Annotated in this window: 14 protein-coding genes and 2 tRNA genes; 7 read left to right on the top strand and 9 right to left on the bottom strand. The window is 42.1% G+C overall.

Annotated features, from left to right (window positions below; genetic code table 11):
• Nucleotides 1–15: 15 nt before the first annotated feature.
• Both JW872_02140 and JW872_02135 read left to right on the top strand, forming a co-directional pair.
• Entirely contained in the window at nt 16–810 is a 795-nt protein-coding gene (locus JW872_02140) for a DUF4097 family beta strand repeat protein (GenBank protein ID MBN1549438.1), read from the top strand.
• Nucleotides 811–992: 182 nt separating this feature from the next.
• Complete coding sequence (locus tag JW872_02135; protein ID MBN1549437.1) at nt 993–1,451, top strand: hypothetical protein; 459 nt, start codon at nt 993–995, stop codon at nt 1,449–1,451.
• A 60-nt stretch (nt 1,452–1,511) separates the two neighbouring features.
• Here JW872_02135 and JW872_02130 read toward each other — a convergent pair.
• Nucleotides 1,512–1,587: transfer RNA gene (locus tag JW872_02130), tRNA-Ala, on the bottom strand.
• Nucleotides 1,588–1,662: 75 nt separating this feature from the next.
• Here JW872_02130 and JW872_02125 point away from each other — a divergent pair.
• The 3 genes from JW872_02125 to JW872_02115 all read left to right on the top strand — a co-directional run bounded on the left by JW872_02125 (nt 1,663) and on the right by JW872_02115 (nt 5,274).
• Nucleotides 1,663–3,381: a sulfite exporter TauE/SafE family protein gene (locus tag JW872_02125; protein MBN1549436.1), complete on the top strand. Its 1,719-nt coding sequence runs from the start codon at nt 1,663–1,665 to the stop codon at nt 3,379–3,381.
• An 18-nt stretch (nt 3,382–3,399) separates the two neighbouring features.
• Entirely contained in the window at nt 3,400–4,488 is a 1,089-nt protein-coding gene (locus JW872_02120) for a hypothetical protein (protein ID MBN1549435.1), read from the top strand.
• Between the two features lie 63 nt (nt 4,489–4,551).
• On the top strand, nt 4,552–5,274 hold the full coding sequence (locus tag JW872_02115) for a hypothetical protein (GenBank protein ID MBN1549434.1): 723 nt from the start codon (nt 4,552–4,554) through the stop codon (nt 5,272–5,274).
• A gap of 48 nt (nt 5,275–5,322) precedes the next feature.
• On the opposite strand, the gene JW872_02110 is transcribed toward JW872_02115, so the two are convergent.
• From JW872_02110 to JW872_02075, 8 genes are all read right to left on the bottom strand, one after another.
• The gene (locus JW872_02110) at nt 5,323–5,634 is read right to left on the bottom strand and encodes an HPF/RaiA family ribosome-associated protein (protein ID MBN1549433.1); all 312 of its coding nucleotides are present in this window, start codon (nt 5,632–5,634) and stop codon (nt 5,323–5,325) included.
• A gap of 61 nt (nt 5,635–5,695) precedes the next feature.
• Entirely contained in the window at nt 5,696–7,015 is a 1,320-nt protein-coding gene (gene der / locus JW872_02105; GenBank protein MBN1549432.1) for a ribosome biogenesis GTPase Der, read from the bottom strand.
• Entirely contained in the window at nt 6,999–8,690 is a 1,692-nt protein-coding gene (gene dnaX / locus JW872_02100) for a DNA polymerase III subunit gamma/tau (protein MBN1549431.1), read from the bottom strand. The genes der and dnaX overlap by 17 nt, the downstream gene beginning before the upstream one ends.
• Before the next feature lie 53 nt (nt 8,691–8,743).
• The gene (locus JW872_02095; protein ID MBN1549430.1) at nt 8,744–9,394 is read right to left on the bottom strand and encodes a hypothetical protein; all 651 of its coding nucleotides are present in this window, start codon (nt 9,392–9,394) and stop codon (nt 8,744–8,746) included.
• Nucleotides 9,395–9,463: 69 nt separating this feature from the next.
• Nucleotides 9,464–9,555, bottom strand: a tRNA-Ser gene (locus JW872_02090).
• Nucleotides 9,556–9,570: 15 nt separating this feature from the next.
• Nucleotides 9,571–10,467 carry a 30S ribosomal protein S2 gene (gene rpsB, locus JW872_02085; GenBank protein ID MBN1549429.1) on the bottom strand — a complete coding sequence of 299 codons (897 nt, stop codon included), beginning with the start codon at nt 10,465–10,467 and terminating at the stop codon, nt 9,571–9,573.
• A 146-nt stretch (nt 10,468–10,613) separates the two neighbouring features.
• A complete protein-coding gene (locus JW872_02080; GenBank protein ID MBN1549428.1) occupies nt 10,614–12,050 on the bottom strand; it encodes a hypothetical protein in 1,437 nt (478 codons plus the stop codon).
• Between the two features lie 118 nt (nt 12,051–12,168).
• The gene (locus JW872_02075) at nt 12,169–13,512 is read right to left on the bottom strand and encodes a hypothetical protein (protein MBN1549427.1); all 1,344 of its coding nucleotides are present in this window, start codon (nt 13,510–13,512) and stop codon (nt 12,169–12,171) included.
• Between the two features lie 274 nt (nt 13,513–13,786).
• Between JW872_02075 and lon the strand changes: the two genes are divergently transcribed.
• Together lon and JW872_02065 are read left to right on the top strand one after the other, a co-directional pair.
• Nucleotides 13,787–16,237: an endopeptidase La gene (lon, locus tag JW872_02070; protein ID MBN1549426.1), complete on the top strand. Its 2,451-nt coding sequence runs from the start codon at nt 13,787–13,789 to the stop codon at nt 16,235–16,237.
• Nucleotides 16,238–16,255: 18 nt separating this feature from the next.
• Nucleotides 16,256–16,459 carry a hypothetical protein gene (locus tag JW872_02065; protein ID MBN1549425.1) on the top strand — a complete coding sequence of 68 codons (204 nt, stop codon included), beginning with the start codon at nt 16,256–16,258 and terminating at the stop codon, nt 16,457–16,459.
• Nucleotides 16,460–16,613: the final 154 nt, after the last annotated feature.

Here is a 16,613-nt window from a genome sequence, read left to right as displayed (position 1 = left end):
AAGGGTTTTTACACTATGCGTACACTTTATCTCGTCATCATGCCTCTGTTGGTATCAACCGAAGGCATTTTCGCCTCGTTTTCATTCAAGGATATCGTGACATACGTCAGTCCCAAAAAACAAGAAGACGTTTTAACCTATGAACACAAACTTGAAAACGAAGGAACCCTCTATGCAGAAACAACCAATGGCAAGATCTCAGTCAAAACCTGGAGCCATAACAAGATCGTCGTCGAAGTGGTCAAAAAAGGCAGTGAAAAAGATCTCGAAACAGCTAACATTACGACCAACTTCAAGGACCATGAAGCGTACATCCAGGTAAAACAAAAACAAAAAGCTCGTTGTAGCATCGATATCAATATTATTGCACCCCATGCAACAGTAATGAGTTTGCGATCAAATAATGGCTCGCTCCATGTAACCCAGCCTCACGGCCCTGTAGATGCATCAATACTCAACGGCGCAATCACCATCCTCGACAGCACTAGTGTAGTACATGCCACGTCAGAAAACGGCGCAATCTGTATCCAGCAAAAACAGCTATCCGAGCCTCATACCATCACCGCACAGACAACTAATGGAGCCATTAATCTCGGCCTACCATTGAGCACCAATGCGCATCTCAATGCACATACCACTAACGGGATAATCACAAGCTCTTTGTACATCACACCAGAATCAATCAACACCAAGCTTAATCGCCAGTATTGGGATCGCGTCAAACATGAGTGCATCGGAGCGATCGGCTCTGGTGGTAGTCTTATTAAGCTCGCTTCAACCAATGGCAAAATTACCATCTCAGATTACTAAAAAGCCTTTAGAAATCGAACTAAACCACTCACTTATTTGACAGCTGTGTGATAAGTCGTTTAAATGGATACGTGTTTTACTTAAATGGAATGGTTATCGCGCTATATATCTGATCCAATCAGATAACAAGTGTGCCCCTCAGATACCAATATCATGGGTGTGGTATTGGAAAGGATCCTTACATGAAAAAGCTATTGATTATCGGTATTTCTATTATTTCTGCGGCCCAAGCAATGGACGTTCCTATGTCACCACGACCATGCAAACTATCACCGCTCCAAGAACTTCAAGCCGGAAGAAGGGTCGTCATTGGTGGTAAAGAGCTCCGTCTTGGAATTGTTATGCGAAATCGCTATGAGGTAATGGACACGTCGGCAGATGACATGGCAATCTGCCGATTTCTATATGACCTTAGCCATGCAGAAAATGATAACGCTGTTTATCAAGCAATTATACAGGCTTTAGAGCCTGGCCAAATAGAAACACATCGCCGACTAAAAAGCATTCTCTGCCAGGTAGCACGGCAAACAAAACTACCACGCACACTTTTAAAGCGAGAAAAAACGATTTTGGTTCGTGCTTTGAGAAAAGCTGGACTTAAAGAGAATCACGAATTTAATTACATTAAAATTGCCGAATAAATCTTTCACTATCAACAATGTAAAAGCTCGGGCATTTATCCCGAGCTTTTACATGCATTCTGGTGGAGCTGACCGGGGTCGAACCGGTGACCTTTCGAATGCCATCCGAACGCTCTACCAACTGAGCTACAGCCCCATATATTGTTCGTTATGACACATATCCTATACTGTAGTAACATAATCAAAAAGAGCAATACTCAAAAGGATGGATATGTATAAGTCATTATTAGCCCTTCTCATAATGCTTTCGCTCCCAGCACATAGCATTGTCATATCGCATAAACGAACCAATATTGATACTAAACACCAACAAATAGATCTTCAGTGTGATCTAGATGAAGATGAACTATTATATAAAGACGCATTACGTATTACGGTTGATCACCCTAATGCCACAGTAATAGCCTGGAAAGTTGCTACATCAGCTCAAAAACATTATATCCCTCAGAATCGTACAACTAAACTAGCCTACAGTAGCCCAGTACATCTCCAGATTGATCTAAAAACACCGGAAGTAATTCGTGATGATGTAACGGTACTTATTGTCTATCAAACAACAAAACAAAAACGGCCCCAAGAATACCGAATCAATATGACTGATGCCGAACCAATCTCAGAACAAATTCAAGAGTCAGCAATCGAATGTGACGTGGATCCTGGCGAACACCACGTCGAACAACTTCCCATTCCGCAGTTGCGCTCCTGGTCAGAATCAATTCAAACGTTAATTACTCATACAAATCATCTATGGGTACAATTGATTCTCATCCTGCTGTTGGGACTACTAATGAGTTTGACACCATGCATTTATCCTATGATTCCAATTACCATCGGCGTCATGCAAGGACACAGCACTTCATCATTTAGGAAAAAACTTTTGCTATCCATCGCCTATAGCCTTGGTGTTGCAACAACCTACTCGCTTCTGGGATTAGTTGCGGCCCTAACAGGAGAATTATTTGGCGCGGTTACAAAAAACCCTATTATTATCCTGCTCATCATCGTATGGCTTGGCTATCTTGCACTTTCAATGTTTGGTCTTTACGACATCTACATTCCCTCATTCATGCGATCTTCAAACAAACGAGTTCATGCAGGATCGTTTCTTTCAGTTTTTACCTTTGGTTTGATGAGCGGCTCCATTGCATCACCATGTCTCTCGCCCGGCCTTGCGTTTCTCTTATGTATTGTCGCCACTATTGGTAATGCCTTTGTTGGATTTTTAATGCTTTTCGCATTTGGTATTGGTCTAAGTATTCCACTTATGCTTGTTGGAACATTTTCTCAATTATTTGACCGTCTTCCAAAAGCGGGAGCTTGGATGCTAGAGATCAAAAAAATCTTTGGAATCCTGCTTATTGGCATGTGCTTCTTTTATCTTAAAAATATTCTTCCATGGTATATCGTCCTAGCAGGCATAGCACTCATGCTGGTCATAATCGGCATATATTACTTTGCAACCATATCTACATCAGACCAAAAAATATTACGTAGATTCAAAAATAGTATGGGAACGCTGCTAATTGTTAGCTCAGTTATTGTCGGCCTACACGCTGTACAGGCTTATTATACACCAGACTTTCAAGATATGTTTTGGATAACTTCATATGAGCAAGGTCTTAAAAAAGCGCAACAGGAAAACAAACTAATTTTTGTAGATTTTTGGTCAGAAACATGCTCAATCTGCACTGCCATTAACAAGGGCCTTTTAGCCGATCCGTCTGTCCGCTCCGCACTTTCATCATTTGTTCCCGTCAAAATCGATTTAAACGATGCATACAATAAACATCTTCAAAAAAAATATGCTATTAAAGGACTCCCTTACTTCCTCCTTATCGATACACAAGAAACAATACACAAGCAATGGGATAGCTCACTATATCATGCAAAAAAAGACGAATTTATCGAGGAATTAAATCGCTATTTTTAGAACCTAGGAGGAGTACTTATGAAGCTTAATCGCATACGGTACATTATGGGATTATTATCGTGTATACATAGCGCACGCGCACTGCCGCTTGAAGAAGCACCTCAACAATCAACCCCTCGAGAAGGACTTGAGAGAACGCTCATCGAACATGAAACAAGATTGTCCGAACTCCAACAAGAGACCGACCTCCTCGCTGAGGAAACGCGACAAGCTCGACATAGATACGAAGAAGAACAAACAAGAGTCAATGAACATTCACGCCAAGCCTCTAGAGAAGAGTGGCTTGAACTCAGTAGACAACTAGACGCAGTACGACAAATGAATACAGATCTTACTATCAAAAGAAGTATTATCGCACTTGATGAACAATATGTTGCTGAATTACGTGAACAAATCACTCTTACAGAACCTACAGAACCAGAGAAACGTTCTAACCTAATAGAAATACAACAACAGGTAAATCAATGGATAGATACACTCAAAAATAAGCTCCACCAAATCTCTGTTAAGAATGCTTTTAGAACAATATCGGACCAAATCCAATCTTTCTGCGAGAAAAAGCCATTCGCCTATATCTATGCCTTCTTACGCACGTGGAAATTCCGGACTCTCGAAAATATGAGAGTAACACAAGCCTCCATTAATCAACTTACCAATCAACTAGGGCAATCCCAAGCTGTACAGTATATTTTTGTAGAACTCTCCTACGCAAGAATTCTTGGACGTGAAGACATTAGACCTGGCACGCAGGCCTATAATATCTTCACCCGGGCCAAGCGTGATTATGAAGAAGGAACTCATAGTGCACCGGAAGAAGCATTCACTGCATATCGACAAGCCCGAGAAGATTACAAGAACGCTACCCTTGAGGATCGCCTCCGTGAAATAATCACCAATGAAGAGCGTGTTATGAGCATGCCTCCTCGAATAAGATCTGATTTTTTTATGATAAAAAATCAAGCACAATTACTTCGTGAGGCTCAAAAAAGCTTCTTAGATACACAAAGGATGTCAGAAGGTTTTTTCGATATTCTCGGTCGCAAACTCACACTAAAAAGATTTGAAACGCCTGGGCAAGCCAAGACACTTGAAGATATCACAGCGTAGCAAAGCGCTGATCAGATTTACGCTGAAATAGCAAGGAATGGAACCAGTTCTACATGGAATCAAATGCGAGATGATCTCGGTTTACGCCCTGTCACCGAACGAATAGCTAAATGGTACTATTTTAATTTTGGTGAATTTCTTACGGATAGTACCGGTAGAAAAATTGCCTGGAGTCACACAATAGCCAATGCATTAACTCTCCAGGGAAAACCAGCCATAGTCCAAAAACTATTTCCAACGGATAAACCGCACACACTCGATTTATCCAATTTACATATAACTTCACTCGAAGGCTTATCTGCTCTCGTATCTGAAGAGCAAACAAAAACAGTACTGCGATTAATCCTAAACGGAAATTGTCTTGGAATAGGAAACCTAGCAAATACCCTGAGCACTATCAAAACAACATTTCCACGACTGCAATCATTGTGGCTTGAGGGAAACCACATCGTACTCACCGGGGCTCAACAAGAAAGAGATCAAATCCAGCGCATCATTTTTCCACAAATAGATCCCAATCGATCTTCTTCTCAAAAGAACGTTCTTAAGTACGTAAACAGATTGTCCTTGGATCCCTACGCTATACAATCCCTGATTGCACTAAAACGTTTGACCAAAATCAGGCTTCGCAACAACCCTTTATTACCAATAATCGAAGAAGGGGGACCCTTCGACCTAGCAGCTCAAAGAGATAAAAATGCTACCGTAAGGGCACTTGAGAACTACTGCAACTCCTTCCAGAGAAGGCATCCCATTGAGATAACCACCGATCCCCTACCTGCCTAAAAAAACAGGGCTTAGTCTGCGGAACTAAGCCCTGCTCCATTTCCTTTACTACTCGGTTCTCTTTTTCAATCGTCGTTTCTTTTCTTCACGCAGTTTATGATACATTGTATCAATTACTGAACTGACCAGTTGCTCCATATCGGGAGCCTCATCACTTACAAAGAAATCTACATTCGGCGTCTTTACGTGGAAGTCAACTTTATTGTGCCCCCGTAACTTATGCGCCTCCAAAATTAAATCTACCAAGATAGGTGTTTTTTCTGTTGACAACAAACCCATGATTTTTTCGAGCTGCTGTTCTGCATGATTTTCTAAATGATTAGAATGTTCCATATGACGGAAGGTAATGCGTTTGTTCATAGATCCTCCTTACATAGTCATGATATGACAGGGAGCAGTGTAACATAACAGAGGAAAGAAACTAGGACTTAGTTTTGATCACGATTTTAACGGGAATACTCTTCAAATTCGTGTAATCTCGCAAAATATTCTCAAAAAACATCAGCTGGGATGGTCCAAAAAATTCTGGATAGTTTACAACCAGCGCAATCATCGGCGGCCCTGACTTCACAAACTCTGCCCGATGCACCTTCAACATCTTCTCCTGACGATAAAGCGGTGTTTTTTGCAGTGCCTGCTGGAATAAAAGTGTTAATTCCTCATTCGAAAACTCTTTATGGTATGTTTTCCATAGATCATGCAAGAGCGGCATAAGCTTACCTACATTTTTCCCATCTTTACATGAGATGTTCATGGTATAGATCTTACGGAAGAAATGGGCATAGGCATCAAGCGAACGTTTCCATAGATCTCGTAATTCGTCTGTCATCAGGTCATATTTGTTAAAGAGAAGGACTAAGGCCTTTTTTTTGTCCTCAAATGCATAGAATGCAAGCTTCAATTCTTGATCAGCAAATCCACCTTCTGCTGCATCAACAAGTAAGAGTACAACATCGGTTGTACGAACAGCGCTTAAGGCGCTTTTAACCATGAGCTGCTCAAGATCCTCGCCAACAGAACGCTTTCTTCTTACCCCAGGCGTATCAGTCACAGAGATAACATCATGATAGAAGGTAATATTTTCTGTAAGTGGCTCCCGTGTTGTACCTGCTACCTCGGTAACTAAGGAACGTTGTTTATTGAGTAGCATATTCATGAGTGATGATTTACCAACATTCGGCTTACCCAATAATGTCACCTTGAATGACGGTTTTTCTTCAACCGTACGACCCTTGGTAGTTTTTACCTGTTCGATGATACTATCAAGAAGCTCATCAATATTAGTACCGTGCTGAGCAGAGATAGGTACATACGTTGCATATCCCAGTTGCTGAAATTCATATTGTTGCTCTTGCGCGAGCTTGGTGTCCATTTTATTAACCGCAACAATAATCGGTTTTCCTGTCCTATGCAACGCTCTCGCAATCTCCTGATCCTCAGGAAGAAGGCCGGCTTTCCCATCAACAACAAATACAATGACCTGTGCTCGCTCAAGTAACTTCAGTGCCCCCTGACGAACTGTTTCTTCGAGATGATCTGAATATTTACGAAAACTTAATCCTGCACTATCAATTAATTCAAACTCAATATCACGCCACTGTACTAAATCGGTAATATAATCTCGAGTAACACCTTCCTGATCAAAGGTCATACTTTTGACACGGGATGAAAGCCTATTAAACAAAGTTGACTTACCAACATTAGTTCTTCCTACTAATAAGACACTACGCAGATTCTTCATCGTTTTCTCCCACAATTTCGGTTACCGTTCCAGGAAACTGCTTCAAGATTGCATGCGTGTACTTCCATGCCTCCTCGTCCGAGACATCAACACGAACCTCTCTCTTTATGGTCCGTGAAACCTGTTTCGCCTGCCTTACTATCGTCTGTGATTGCGTCGTCTTTTCGATATTTTCTTTTAACGCCGTTTCGTTCACGGGAACATCGCCATCAAATGAAGTTTTAAGCTCAACTCCCTCACCAAATATTTTTTTCAACACAGGCGCCCAAACAGTACGCCCTTCTTGGATCAAATCCTGAAAAAAGGAGAGCTGCTTACCAAATTGCAGAGATACACAAGTAGCATCATGCTGTAAACACTTAGCTTGCGAAAACATAGAAGAGATCAGGGGATCCTGTTCCTTATTTAGTTCTTTCAAAAACATTTCCCATGGTGCTCCATGGACTGGTTGCTGTTGCTGAGGGAGGGATGCTTCTTGCTTCGATTGCACTATAGGCTGGGTTATGTTTGGTTTCATCTCAACAGCTTTTTCGCGAATGGTGGCACGCGGCAATTCGACACCCATATCGGAGCACATATCAAGAAACATTGTTTCAAGAAAAAGATGCTTTTTTGTTGTTCTTAAAAATGCCTGTTCATGCGTACAGCACACACGCATGATTTTTTCAATTTTCTTCTTAGAACTCATCACAAGACCCTCGCTCACAATGTTCGGATCAAATGTCTGCTCTTTGAGAGCTACCCCATAACTCACCCATAGCGCCGATCGAACAAAATGTAATAATTTGTGATACACACGTTCTGGCGCATATGTTTCTAAATGAACATCTGCGATAAACGACAGCACATTTTGATATGTTCCTTGTAGAAGATGAACAAGTAACCTTGACATGATTTCATCACTGACATGGCCCAATACATTCAAGACTGCATCCGTCGTCACAGCTTCTGACGAAAACCGTACCTGCTCGAGAAGATTTAATGCATCCCGTGCTGACCCTTCTGACTCTCTCACCATAAGCGCAAGAGCTCCATCGTCTGCTTTAATTGATTCTGTATCGCACACATTCCGAAGATGGGCATGCAGCGCCTCATTTTTGATGGGAGGGAAAAAAAGTTGAAAACTTCGAGAGGTAACCGTTTGAATAATTTTTTGCGGATCTGTTGTTGCCAGCATAAACAGAACCGATGGAGGAGGATCTTCCAAGATCTTCAAAAATGCGTTGAATGCTGCTTTGCTGAGCATATGCGCTTCGTCGATAAGATAGATTTTTTTCCTACCCGAGAGCGGCATAAATGACGCTGCATCAATAATCGTTCTGACATTATCAACACCAGTATGTGATGCAGCATCTATTTCAATAAAATCCGGATGGGCCCCCTGGCCCATTGCTTGGCATGAAGCACATTCTAAACATGGAATAGAAATGTTCTTGGGATGTTTTTGAAATTCAGGAAGCTGCTCACAATTAACTGCTGCCGCAAAGACACGTGCCGTTGTTGTTTTACCACATCCTCGCTGTCCTGAAAGTAAATATACGGGGAAAAAATGCTGAAGATAGAGGCTATTCTTGAGCATACGAACGGGAAGTTCTTGCCCCACAATGGTATCAAATGTTTTTGATCGCCATTTTCGCGCCAGATTCAGGTGTTGCTGTTCCATTATTGTTACCACACTTATTCTTTTACCACGAAATAGAAATCTCGTGTTAGTGTACCATGACGATGCTACACTTCATAAATTTTTGCTAATTCTGCGAAAGCTCGAGGCTGACGATGCATAATAAATTGTTTAATCATAGAGGCACGCACTTTAGCATCATACGCTTCCGCATCTACTTCCAAATCATACCTCTTAGGTCCATGCACAGTGTGATAATGGCTACGCGCATGCCCTACAGGCGAGGTTCCGCGTTCTTGTTCACGACGTTCAAGCTCATCTAAGGAAATTGTAAGACCAATCCAGTAAACCCGATAATCTTTTAAAATCGACACAAGCTCCTTCAACCACTCTTGGTCATAGAGAATATAATCGACAACTACATTATTTCCCTGATCCGCGTACGCTTTAATAGCATGATGCATACCAGAAATTACAGCCCTACCAATCGGGCCAACATGTAGCGAAATAAGCTTAACGCCATCCGCATCAACTGATTCGGCAACATAGCGAATATCTTCTGGCCTAAACGATCCTTCTGGAACAACTTCCAAGTTAATTGAATCAGGCAAGACGGCATCAAACAGCCCATCCACACCCAACTTTATATAGGGTTCATCCATAATCACTTGAAGAGCCTTTTGGGTACTTGTCTTACCAACACAGGATGGACCATTTAAAATAATGATTGTTCCCCGTGATATATTTTCATGAGCCATAAAATCCTTGCACCCAAAAAAAATAGTTAGAGCAACAATATACTGAAGAAAATTCATGTTAAAAATACATGGCGGAGAGAGAGGGATTCGAACCCTCGATGCCCCTTTCGGAACATACACGATTTCCAATCGTGCTCTTTCAACCACTCAGACACCTCTCCGCGAACAATTTTATTTTATTCTTCGTCGCTATTGTCAGCGTCGTCTTCAACCGTCTTCGGTGATACAGGCCGCTTCATCATCTTTGGCTTTGAAGTGGCTTTCTTGATGGGACCTTTTAGGCCAACCTTTTTCTTGTTAGCAAGAGCATCAGCCTTTTCTTCAGATGAATCCTCTTGAACAACTTCAACAAGAGATTTTTCTTGAATAGTTGGTTCTTCTACTACGTCAGCCGTCTTTTTTTCTAAACCACGCCTCACAGCTTCTGCCAAGTAATCCGTAATCAAACGAACTGACTTCGGAGAGTCATCATTTCCAGGAATCACGTAATCTACCATCGAAGGATCCGCGTTAGTATCAACCAATGCAACTACCGGAATGCCCATAACAGCTGCTTCTCGAAGTGCAGTTTGTTCTTTACGAACGTCAACTACAACGATAGCCCCTACCGGCCAACGAAGTTTACGAATGCCTCCAATGCTATGCTCTAGCCGCTGAGCCATCTTGTTGAAGGTATTAAGCTCTTTTTTCTTGTATGAAAACTCAACCGACTTATCAAGAATATCTTCAAGATGGAGAAGTCGCGTAATGGACTTTTTCACTTGAGAATAGTTGGTCAATGTCCCACCAATCCAGCGGTGAATTACCGTTGGCATTGAGACAGATTCACCTGCAGCAAAAATAGCATCCTGTGCAGCCTTCTTAGTTCCTACCCACAAAATCTGCTTGCCTTCTGCCGCGATTGACTCAAGAAAATTTGCAGCTTGTTCAAGTTGCTGAGCTGTTTTTGAAATATCGATGAGGTGGATCCCGCTACGATGCCCCCAAATATAAGGAGCCATCTTAGGAGACCAGCGAGAAGTTTGGTGCCCAAAATGAACACCTGCTTTTGCCAACTTTTTGAAATCTATCATGAGTAGACCTTTCAGGGTTATACCAATTACTTCTCGGATCGGCTCAAAGAACCGAGTAACCACCCAGATTAAGAAGCAAGGGTTTTAATAAGATAAATGCTTTCTTATCGTATCAGATCACCAGCTTATTTCAATCAGCTACAGCGCTATGACACGCTGTTGATGACCTCATTATTTTCAATAGCACGCTCATATCGCCGGCCAAGCCATCCAGCAGAAAAAAGCCATGCCCCAATTAACACAATAAAAACACCAACATGCAACGGCATGAAGAATGCTGGGCCAACCTTATCACCCAGAATATTAAATGCGGAACCCGTCATTTTAGATAGCTTTGACCCAAAGGCATCAATCCAAGATTTAGATTTGAACTTGAGCTCCTTGACCGTTGGAATATAAAGACTTTCTTTGATCGGATGAGCAAATGAATAATTGAGGGCTTGGAGCCCAATAAAGGCAATGAAGACTGCCTGAGGATTTGGACTCAAAATCAAATAGAACATAAGCGACCCACTAATAAGTGGAATCAGAATTAAACACAGCCGCTCACCTAGTTTATTGAGCAGTAACTGAGTTCCTAGCAAGGTAATCACCAAACCAAGAAAGTGAACAGAAAACCGCTGTGCATATAGAATAGATGAAACACCTGAGATGCTGACGGCCTGACTTTGTACAATTCCCAATCGCTGGTAATTAAAAATCGCGTTAATAACCTCAAAAAAGAAGGTCAAGCTGAATATGCCTAGGATATAAGGCTGCTTAACAAACATAACTAGCCCACCAAACATACCTGAAAGTTGGTCACGAATAGCCGTAAAAACGCTTCCACGTGAAGCTTCTTCTTCCTGTTCTTTAGCCCGCTTTTTTTCCAGCTTATATACTGCTTCATATCCATGTAGATGATACCCAGAAACCCGATGCATCATGGTATAAATCACCACAGGAACAAGGAGTAACAAAATCGCTGTTATTCCCATCAAAATTTGATGACTCACCGCTTCTGACAAATGCGCCTTGATACCTTCACCTGCAAACCGAAAAAGTATCCATGCAAAGCCAGACGTAGTCATGCCGCCAAGTTTTGAACCTGCTATAATCCACGGATAGGTCTTCTTTGCCTCTTCTGGCTTAGAAACCGAGTTTAAAAACGCCCAGAATACACTCACTAAAAACGGCGAAAACCCTTCCACAAAAAAGTAAAAAATCCACCCGAAGACTCGGTGTGGACTCGCTTGTGTATTCCCAATACCAATGGTTGGATGGCCAATCAGATATGTAAATAATAAACTTATAACCCCAAAAATACCGCTATAAAAGGCAACAAGCTCATAACGCCGCATCTTATCTACTGCCCGTGAATACAATAAAATAAAGGGAACCAAAACAAAGATGGAATAAATTTTCACTTCAGGCAACCACGTTCGACCGACAATGCTCACAAAGATTGAGTCTTTAAGCTCCTTGGCTATAGTGTAAGCGCCCACAATAAGAAAAAAGGCCAAGGACATAAACCAGACCTTTAACCTTTCTTGACGCTCCATAGAAAATACTGATGTAAACAGATTTCTCAGCTGTGCCTTCATACGCTTCCTCTGTTGTGACCAAAATCTGGCAGCGCCTCATCTCACTCTAAAAATAAGGGCCACTCATGAAGCGAGCGGCCCCATCTTTTCACCACTAGGGTAAACAAGAAATCTGCTTCTAGCAAATGATTTTATTCTCTTGAATTGCCTTCTTATGGGTTCTACCAAGGTAGAGAGCAATAAAGAACCAGAAGCCGATGAGGCCCAGTGAGAGATAGGAGCTCATCGCCATAAACATGGTATCTCCAGAAATAAGACCATATTGTGCCAAGAACGACTGGCGCATCTTGTTAATGGTAGATCCGATAGCCTTAGAGCCACGTGATCCAAACATTTCGATCCATGCGCTCGCTTTATACTTCGTATCGGTTGAGGTTGGGATATAAAGTTGCTTCAATGATGGACCATTCAATGCATAATTGACTGCTTTAGCCGCAACCATGATTACAAAAGCAACGCTTAACACAGGAGCCGCCTTGAGGGTTACAACAGCCGAGGCAATCATAAGAGGCAACAATGCCAACGAGACCGAGAGCCCCAAGCGACGCTGAATATTGCTTACACCAAGGACAATGCACAGCATAGCTACGAAATTAACCCACTGCGCATAATCATTCAAATATGCGGTAAAATCAATTTCGATAGGGAAATTTGCACGAGCCATAAGCTTAAATCTGTAGTCCAAAATAGTAACAATAACTTCATAGATGGAAATCACTGCAAAAATAGCAAGCAAGTATGGCTTAGAAAGAAGCAACTTTAGACCTTCGAGAAATCCAGTCTCTTCTTTGGCGGCGCCATCATCACCCTTATAACCAACCAATTGATCCTTTGGGGTAAATGTCATAAACGCCTTAATAAGTAAACCAACTCCAATGATAAAAGTAGCAAGAATAAGAATTATCGGAGCACTGGTTTTAAAGCCAAAATGCTTAGCCTTAAGATAACGTGGACCCATAACGCCACCTATCTGCCCAAGGAGCGTCACAAAGTAGTAACCCTTTTTCGCCGATTCGGGAAGCGTAATATCACTGGTAAGTGCCCAGAATAGAGCAACAATTAATGATCCAAAACTTTCGACAAACACATACCAAGCATATCCTAGGATATGAGACGGTTCAGTCCCACCTAAGCCATACTTAGGATGCATCATTGCAAAAGCAAACAAAACCGAAAGCGTTCCATACAAACCGGTTAAGACATAAAAGACTTTTTCACGAGGAAAACGATCCACAACCTTGCCGTAGAGCATGACTAACGGCACAATCACACACAAGGAAACGATCTTGGCGTCTGGAGCAAACTCCATACCTACTAATTCAGAAAACAGACCGTCTTTGAGTGGTCTTAACGTCCAGTAGGTACCGATGATAAGTCCAAAAATACCCCCCAATGAGAGAAACTTTTTCCACTCCTCAGAGCTCATCTCACCCCATAATGCAGTGGCCAAACGTTTTAACATGCGCAGATCCTCCTCGTAAAAGGTAAAAAAGTGATCAGAAGCGATCACCAATGGATGAATATACCGAAAAGAGAAGTAACAGTTTATCACACTCTTTTATGTTGTAAACAAAGCTTATTTCGATGCTTTTTAGTGCAATTACCTTGTCTCAAAATTGGCATTTACGAATCGGGGGGTCTTTGCTACAATGAGATCCGTTCAGGGAGACCGCAATCTCCACTCAAACTTAAAGATTTACTTCATACAATCAGATTTCTACCAGGGAGACAGGTTTATGATCGAAAGCATGCCGCAGGAGCTCGCAGGGCATCATTCGCGACTTGAAGAACACAAGAGACTCCTTCCCCTTCTTCCCTTAAAAAATGTCGTACTCCTCCCCAAAAGTATCACGCCAATCATTGTCGGCCGCGAATCATCCATCAATGCTGTCGAGCATGCGCTTAAGCACGACAAGACGATCTTCATTACTGCCCAAACCCATCCGGATATAGAACATCCCACTCTTAGGGACTTATATATCCATGGAACCAGGGCAAATATCCTGCAGGTTATGCGAATGCCAGACAATACCCTGAAAATCGTCGTTGAAGGAATTTGTAGGTCGCGTATAGTCGGCACAGAAACATCAGAAAAATTCATCAGCGTAGAATTTGAGGACCTTCCAACTATAGGCCTTGAAAAAGTCACCGAGCTAGAGGCTGGCTGGCGCTATCTCAAATCGCTTTACATATCCTATGTTAAATTCAATGAGAAGGCCCCAATCGATTTGATTGCAATGGTCAAAAGCCATAAGGAAATGGACTACATCACCGATGCTGTTGCCGTGCAGCTCGGAATATCATTTGAGGAACGCCAACTTCTACTTGAAACCATCGATTTGAATACAAGAATCCGCAAAGTTTGTGCACTAATTAAAAAAGAAATTGAGATTCTTCAAACAGAAGAACGTATCAAAGGCCGCGTACAAACCCAGGTGGAAAAGAATCAACGCGAATACTACCTCAACGAACAAATGAAGGCCATTCAAAAGGAACTTGGCCGTGAAGATCTCTCCTCAGAATTGGATGATCTGAGAAAGAGAGTCAAGACGCTTGGAATGTCCGAAGAAGCACTAGAAAAAGTAGAAAAGGAAATAAAACGACTTGAGCAAATGCCTGCCCTCTCATCCGAAGCAGTCGTTAGCCGTCACTATATTGATTGGGTAACAGCTCTTCCATGGAACAAGACAACCAAGGATCGAATCGGCATCACTCAAGCCGAAAAGATTCTCAATCAAAATCATGCCGGTCTAAAAAAGGCCAAAGAGCGGATTATTGAGTTCCTCGCAGCAAAAAAGTTTTCAGACAATTACGAACGTTCACCCATCATCTGTCTTGCAGGTCCTCCGGGAGTTGGTAAGACCTCCCTTGGAAAATCCATTGCAGACAGCCTTGGTAGAACCTTTGTTCGTATTTCACTTGGCGGCATCCGGGACGAAGCGGAAATTAGAGGTCACCGTAGAACATATATTGGAGCATTGCCCGGTAAAATAATACAAGCAATGCGTAAAGCAAAAACAAAAAATCCTGTCATTCTGCTTGATGAAATCGATAAGATCGATAGCGATTACCACGGTGATCCAGCATCTGCATTGCTTGAGGTCCTTGATCCAGAACAAAACAAGACATTCACCGATCATTTTGTTGAAACAGAATTCGATCTTTCAAACGTCATGTTCATTACAACGGCAAATCATATCGATGGCATACCATTGCCCCTTTATGACCGTATGGAAATTATAAATTTGTCTGGCTATACCGAAGAGGAAAAACTTGATATTGCCAAGCGATTCTTGATACCAAAAAATCTCAAAGAACACAGTCTTGAAAAAAAGCAGTTCAGGCTTTCTGATGCTGTTATCACAAAGATTATCGCAGATTACACCAAAGAAGCCGGCGTGCGACAACTAGAACGTACGATTGCTAAGCTTATGCGCAAGGCTATTCAGAAGCTTCTGAAAAACAAATCCACTAAGGCAATCACCGTCACTGAAACATCCCTCAAGACACTGCTTGGTGTTCCTGAATTCAGAAAAACATCCCTTGATCGTCGCAAGGATCGTATCGGACTCGCAACCGGGCTCGCATGGACCGAAGTTGGTGGAGACATCTTAGAAATAGAAGCAACAATCATTCCTGGAAAAGGAACGGTCACGCTTACTGGCCAACTCGGTGAAGTAATGCAGGAATCTGCACATGCCGCATTAAGCTACATTCGTTCACGGAGTAAGGAACTGGGCCTCTCCAGCACATTCCACTCAACAAAAGATATCCATATTCACGTTCCAGAAGGAGCAACACCAAAGGACGGGCCGTCTGCTGGTATTACAATGTGTGTAGCACTCGTGTCAGCATTGACCAAGATACCGGTACAACCCGATGTTGCTATGACTGGGGAAATCACGCTTCGTGGTCGTGTTCTTGAGGTTGGCGGTCTCAAAGAAAAAATCCTTGCTGCCCGTCAATACGGATTTAAGCGCGTCCTGCTTCCCAAAGAAAACACTGATGATATTGAAGAGGCAAAAGAGGCTCTTGGCGATAATCCAAAGCTCACGTTTGTTAGCAATATGGACGAAGTACTACTAAAAACACTTGCGAGTGATCCGTTTCAGGAAGCTGAGAAAGCAAAAAAGGCTGCTGCAAAGCGTGCACGACATAAGCGTCCGCACGGCAAAAAAAGATCATAATCTTATCTGGGGGATTCTATGAAATCATCTGTACTGCCGTACATTATAACATTACTGCTCATTAGTGGCTGTGCTAGCAAGAATCCGTCTATGCATACACGCCATGAAGAAGCAACTTCATGCATATACGAATGTAGTGAAAACGTAGACGACCAAACCGTAGAAATTACATACGAAGAGCTCGAACTTCCCGATTACAAAGAACTCATTGAAGAGTCTTGATCTTCACTATACGCTCGATGTAGAATACGCATATCATTCTCTACATCCATAACCCAAAAGGACTAGTAATGAAAAAACTCCTTTTAATTTTTCCTGCGCTACTATTTTTGAGTGGCTGTGATTGGTTCAAGAGCTCAACACCATCTACGCCATC

It is taken from the genome of Candidatus Babeliales bacterium (assembly GCA_016929235.1).
Taxonomy (GTDB): domain Bacteria; phylum Babelota; class Babeliae; order Babelales; family JABCYS01; genus JAFGJD01.
The sequence above is the reverse complement of the archived record's forward strand: the minus strand, read 5'-3'. Positions and strand labels throughout refer to the sequence as shown.

What these genes read in the sequence shown, in the direction of transcription:
- JW872_02080 (MBN1549428.1), bottom strand. Translation starts at nt 12,050, where the DNA reads ATGAAGGCACAGCTGAGAAATCTGTTTACATCAGTATTTTCTATGGAG.
- JW872_02065 (MBN1549425.1), top strand. Translation starts at nt 16,256, where the DNA reads ATGAAATCATCTGTACTGCCGTACATTATAACATTACTGCTCATTAGT.
- rpsB (MBN1549429.1), bottom strand. Translation starts at nt 10,467, where the DNA reads ATGATAGATTTCAAAAAGTTGGCAAAAGCAGGTGTTCATTTTGGGCAC.
- lon (MBN1549426.1), top strand. Translation starts at nt 13,787, where the DNA reads ATGATCGAAAGCATGCCGCAGGAGCTCGCAGGGCATCATTCGCGACTT.
- JW872_02095 (MBN1549430.1), bottom strand. Translation starts at nt 9,394, where the DNA reads ATGGCTCATGAAAATATATCACGGGGAACAATCATTATTTTAAATGGT.
- JW872_02125 (MBN1549436.1), top strand. Translation starts at nt 1,663, where the DNA reads ATGTATAAGTCATTATTAGCCCTTCTCATAATGCTTTCGCTCCCAGCA.
- JW872_02135 (MBN1549437.1), top strand. Translation starts at nt 993, where the DNA reads ATGAAAAAGCTATTGATTATCGGTATTTCTATTATTTCTGCGGCCCAA.
- JW872_02115 (MBN1549434.1), top strand. Translation starts at nt 4,552, where the DNA reads ATGCGAGATGATCTCGGTTTACGCCCTGTCACCGAACGAATAGCTAAA.
- JW872_02140 (MBN1549438.1), top strand. Translation starts at nt 16, where the DNA reads ATGCGTACACTTTATCTCGTCATCATGCCTCTGTTGGTATCAACCGAA.
- JW872_02110 (MBN1549433.1), bottom strand. Translation starts at nt 5,634, where the DNA reads ATGAACAAACGCATTACCTTCCGTCATATGGAACATTCTAATCATTTA.
- JW872_02120 (MBN1549435.1), top strand. Translation starts at nt 3,400, where the DNA reads ATGAAGCTTAATCGCATACGGTACATTATGGGATTATTATCGTGTATA.
- JW872_02075 (MBN1549427.1), bottom strand. Translation starts at nt 13,512, where the DNA reads ATGTTAAAACGTTTGGCCACTGCATTATGGGGTGAGATGAGCTCTGAG.
- der (MBN1549432.1), bottom strand. Translation starts at nt 7,015, where the DNA reads ATGAAGAATCTGCGTAGTGTCTTATTAGTAGGAAGAACTAATGTTGGT.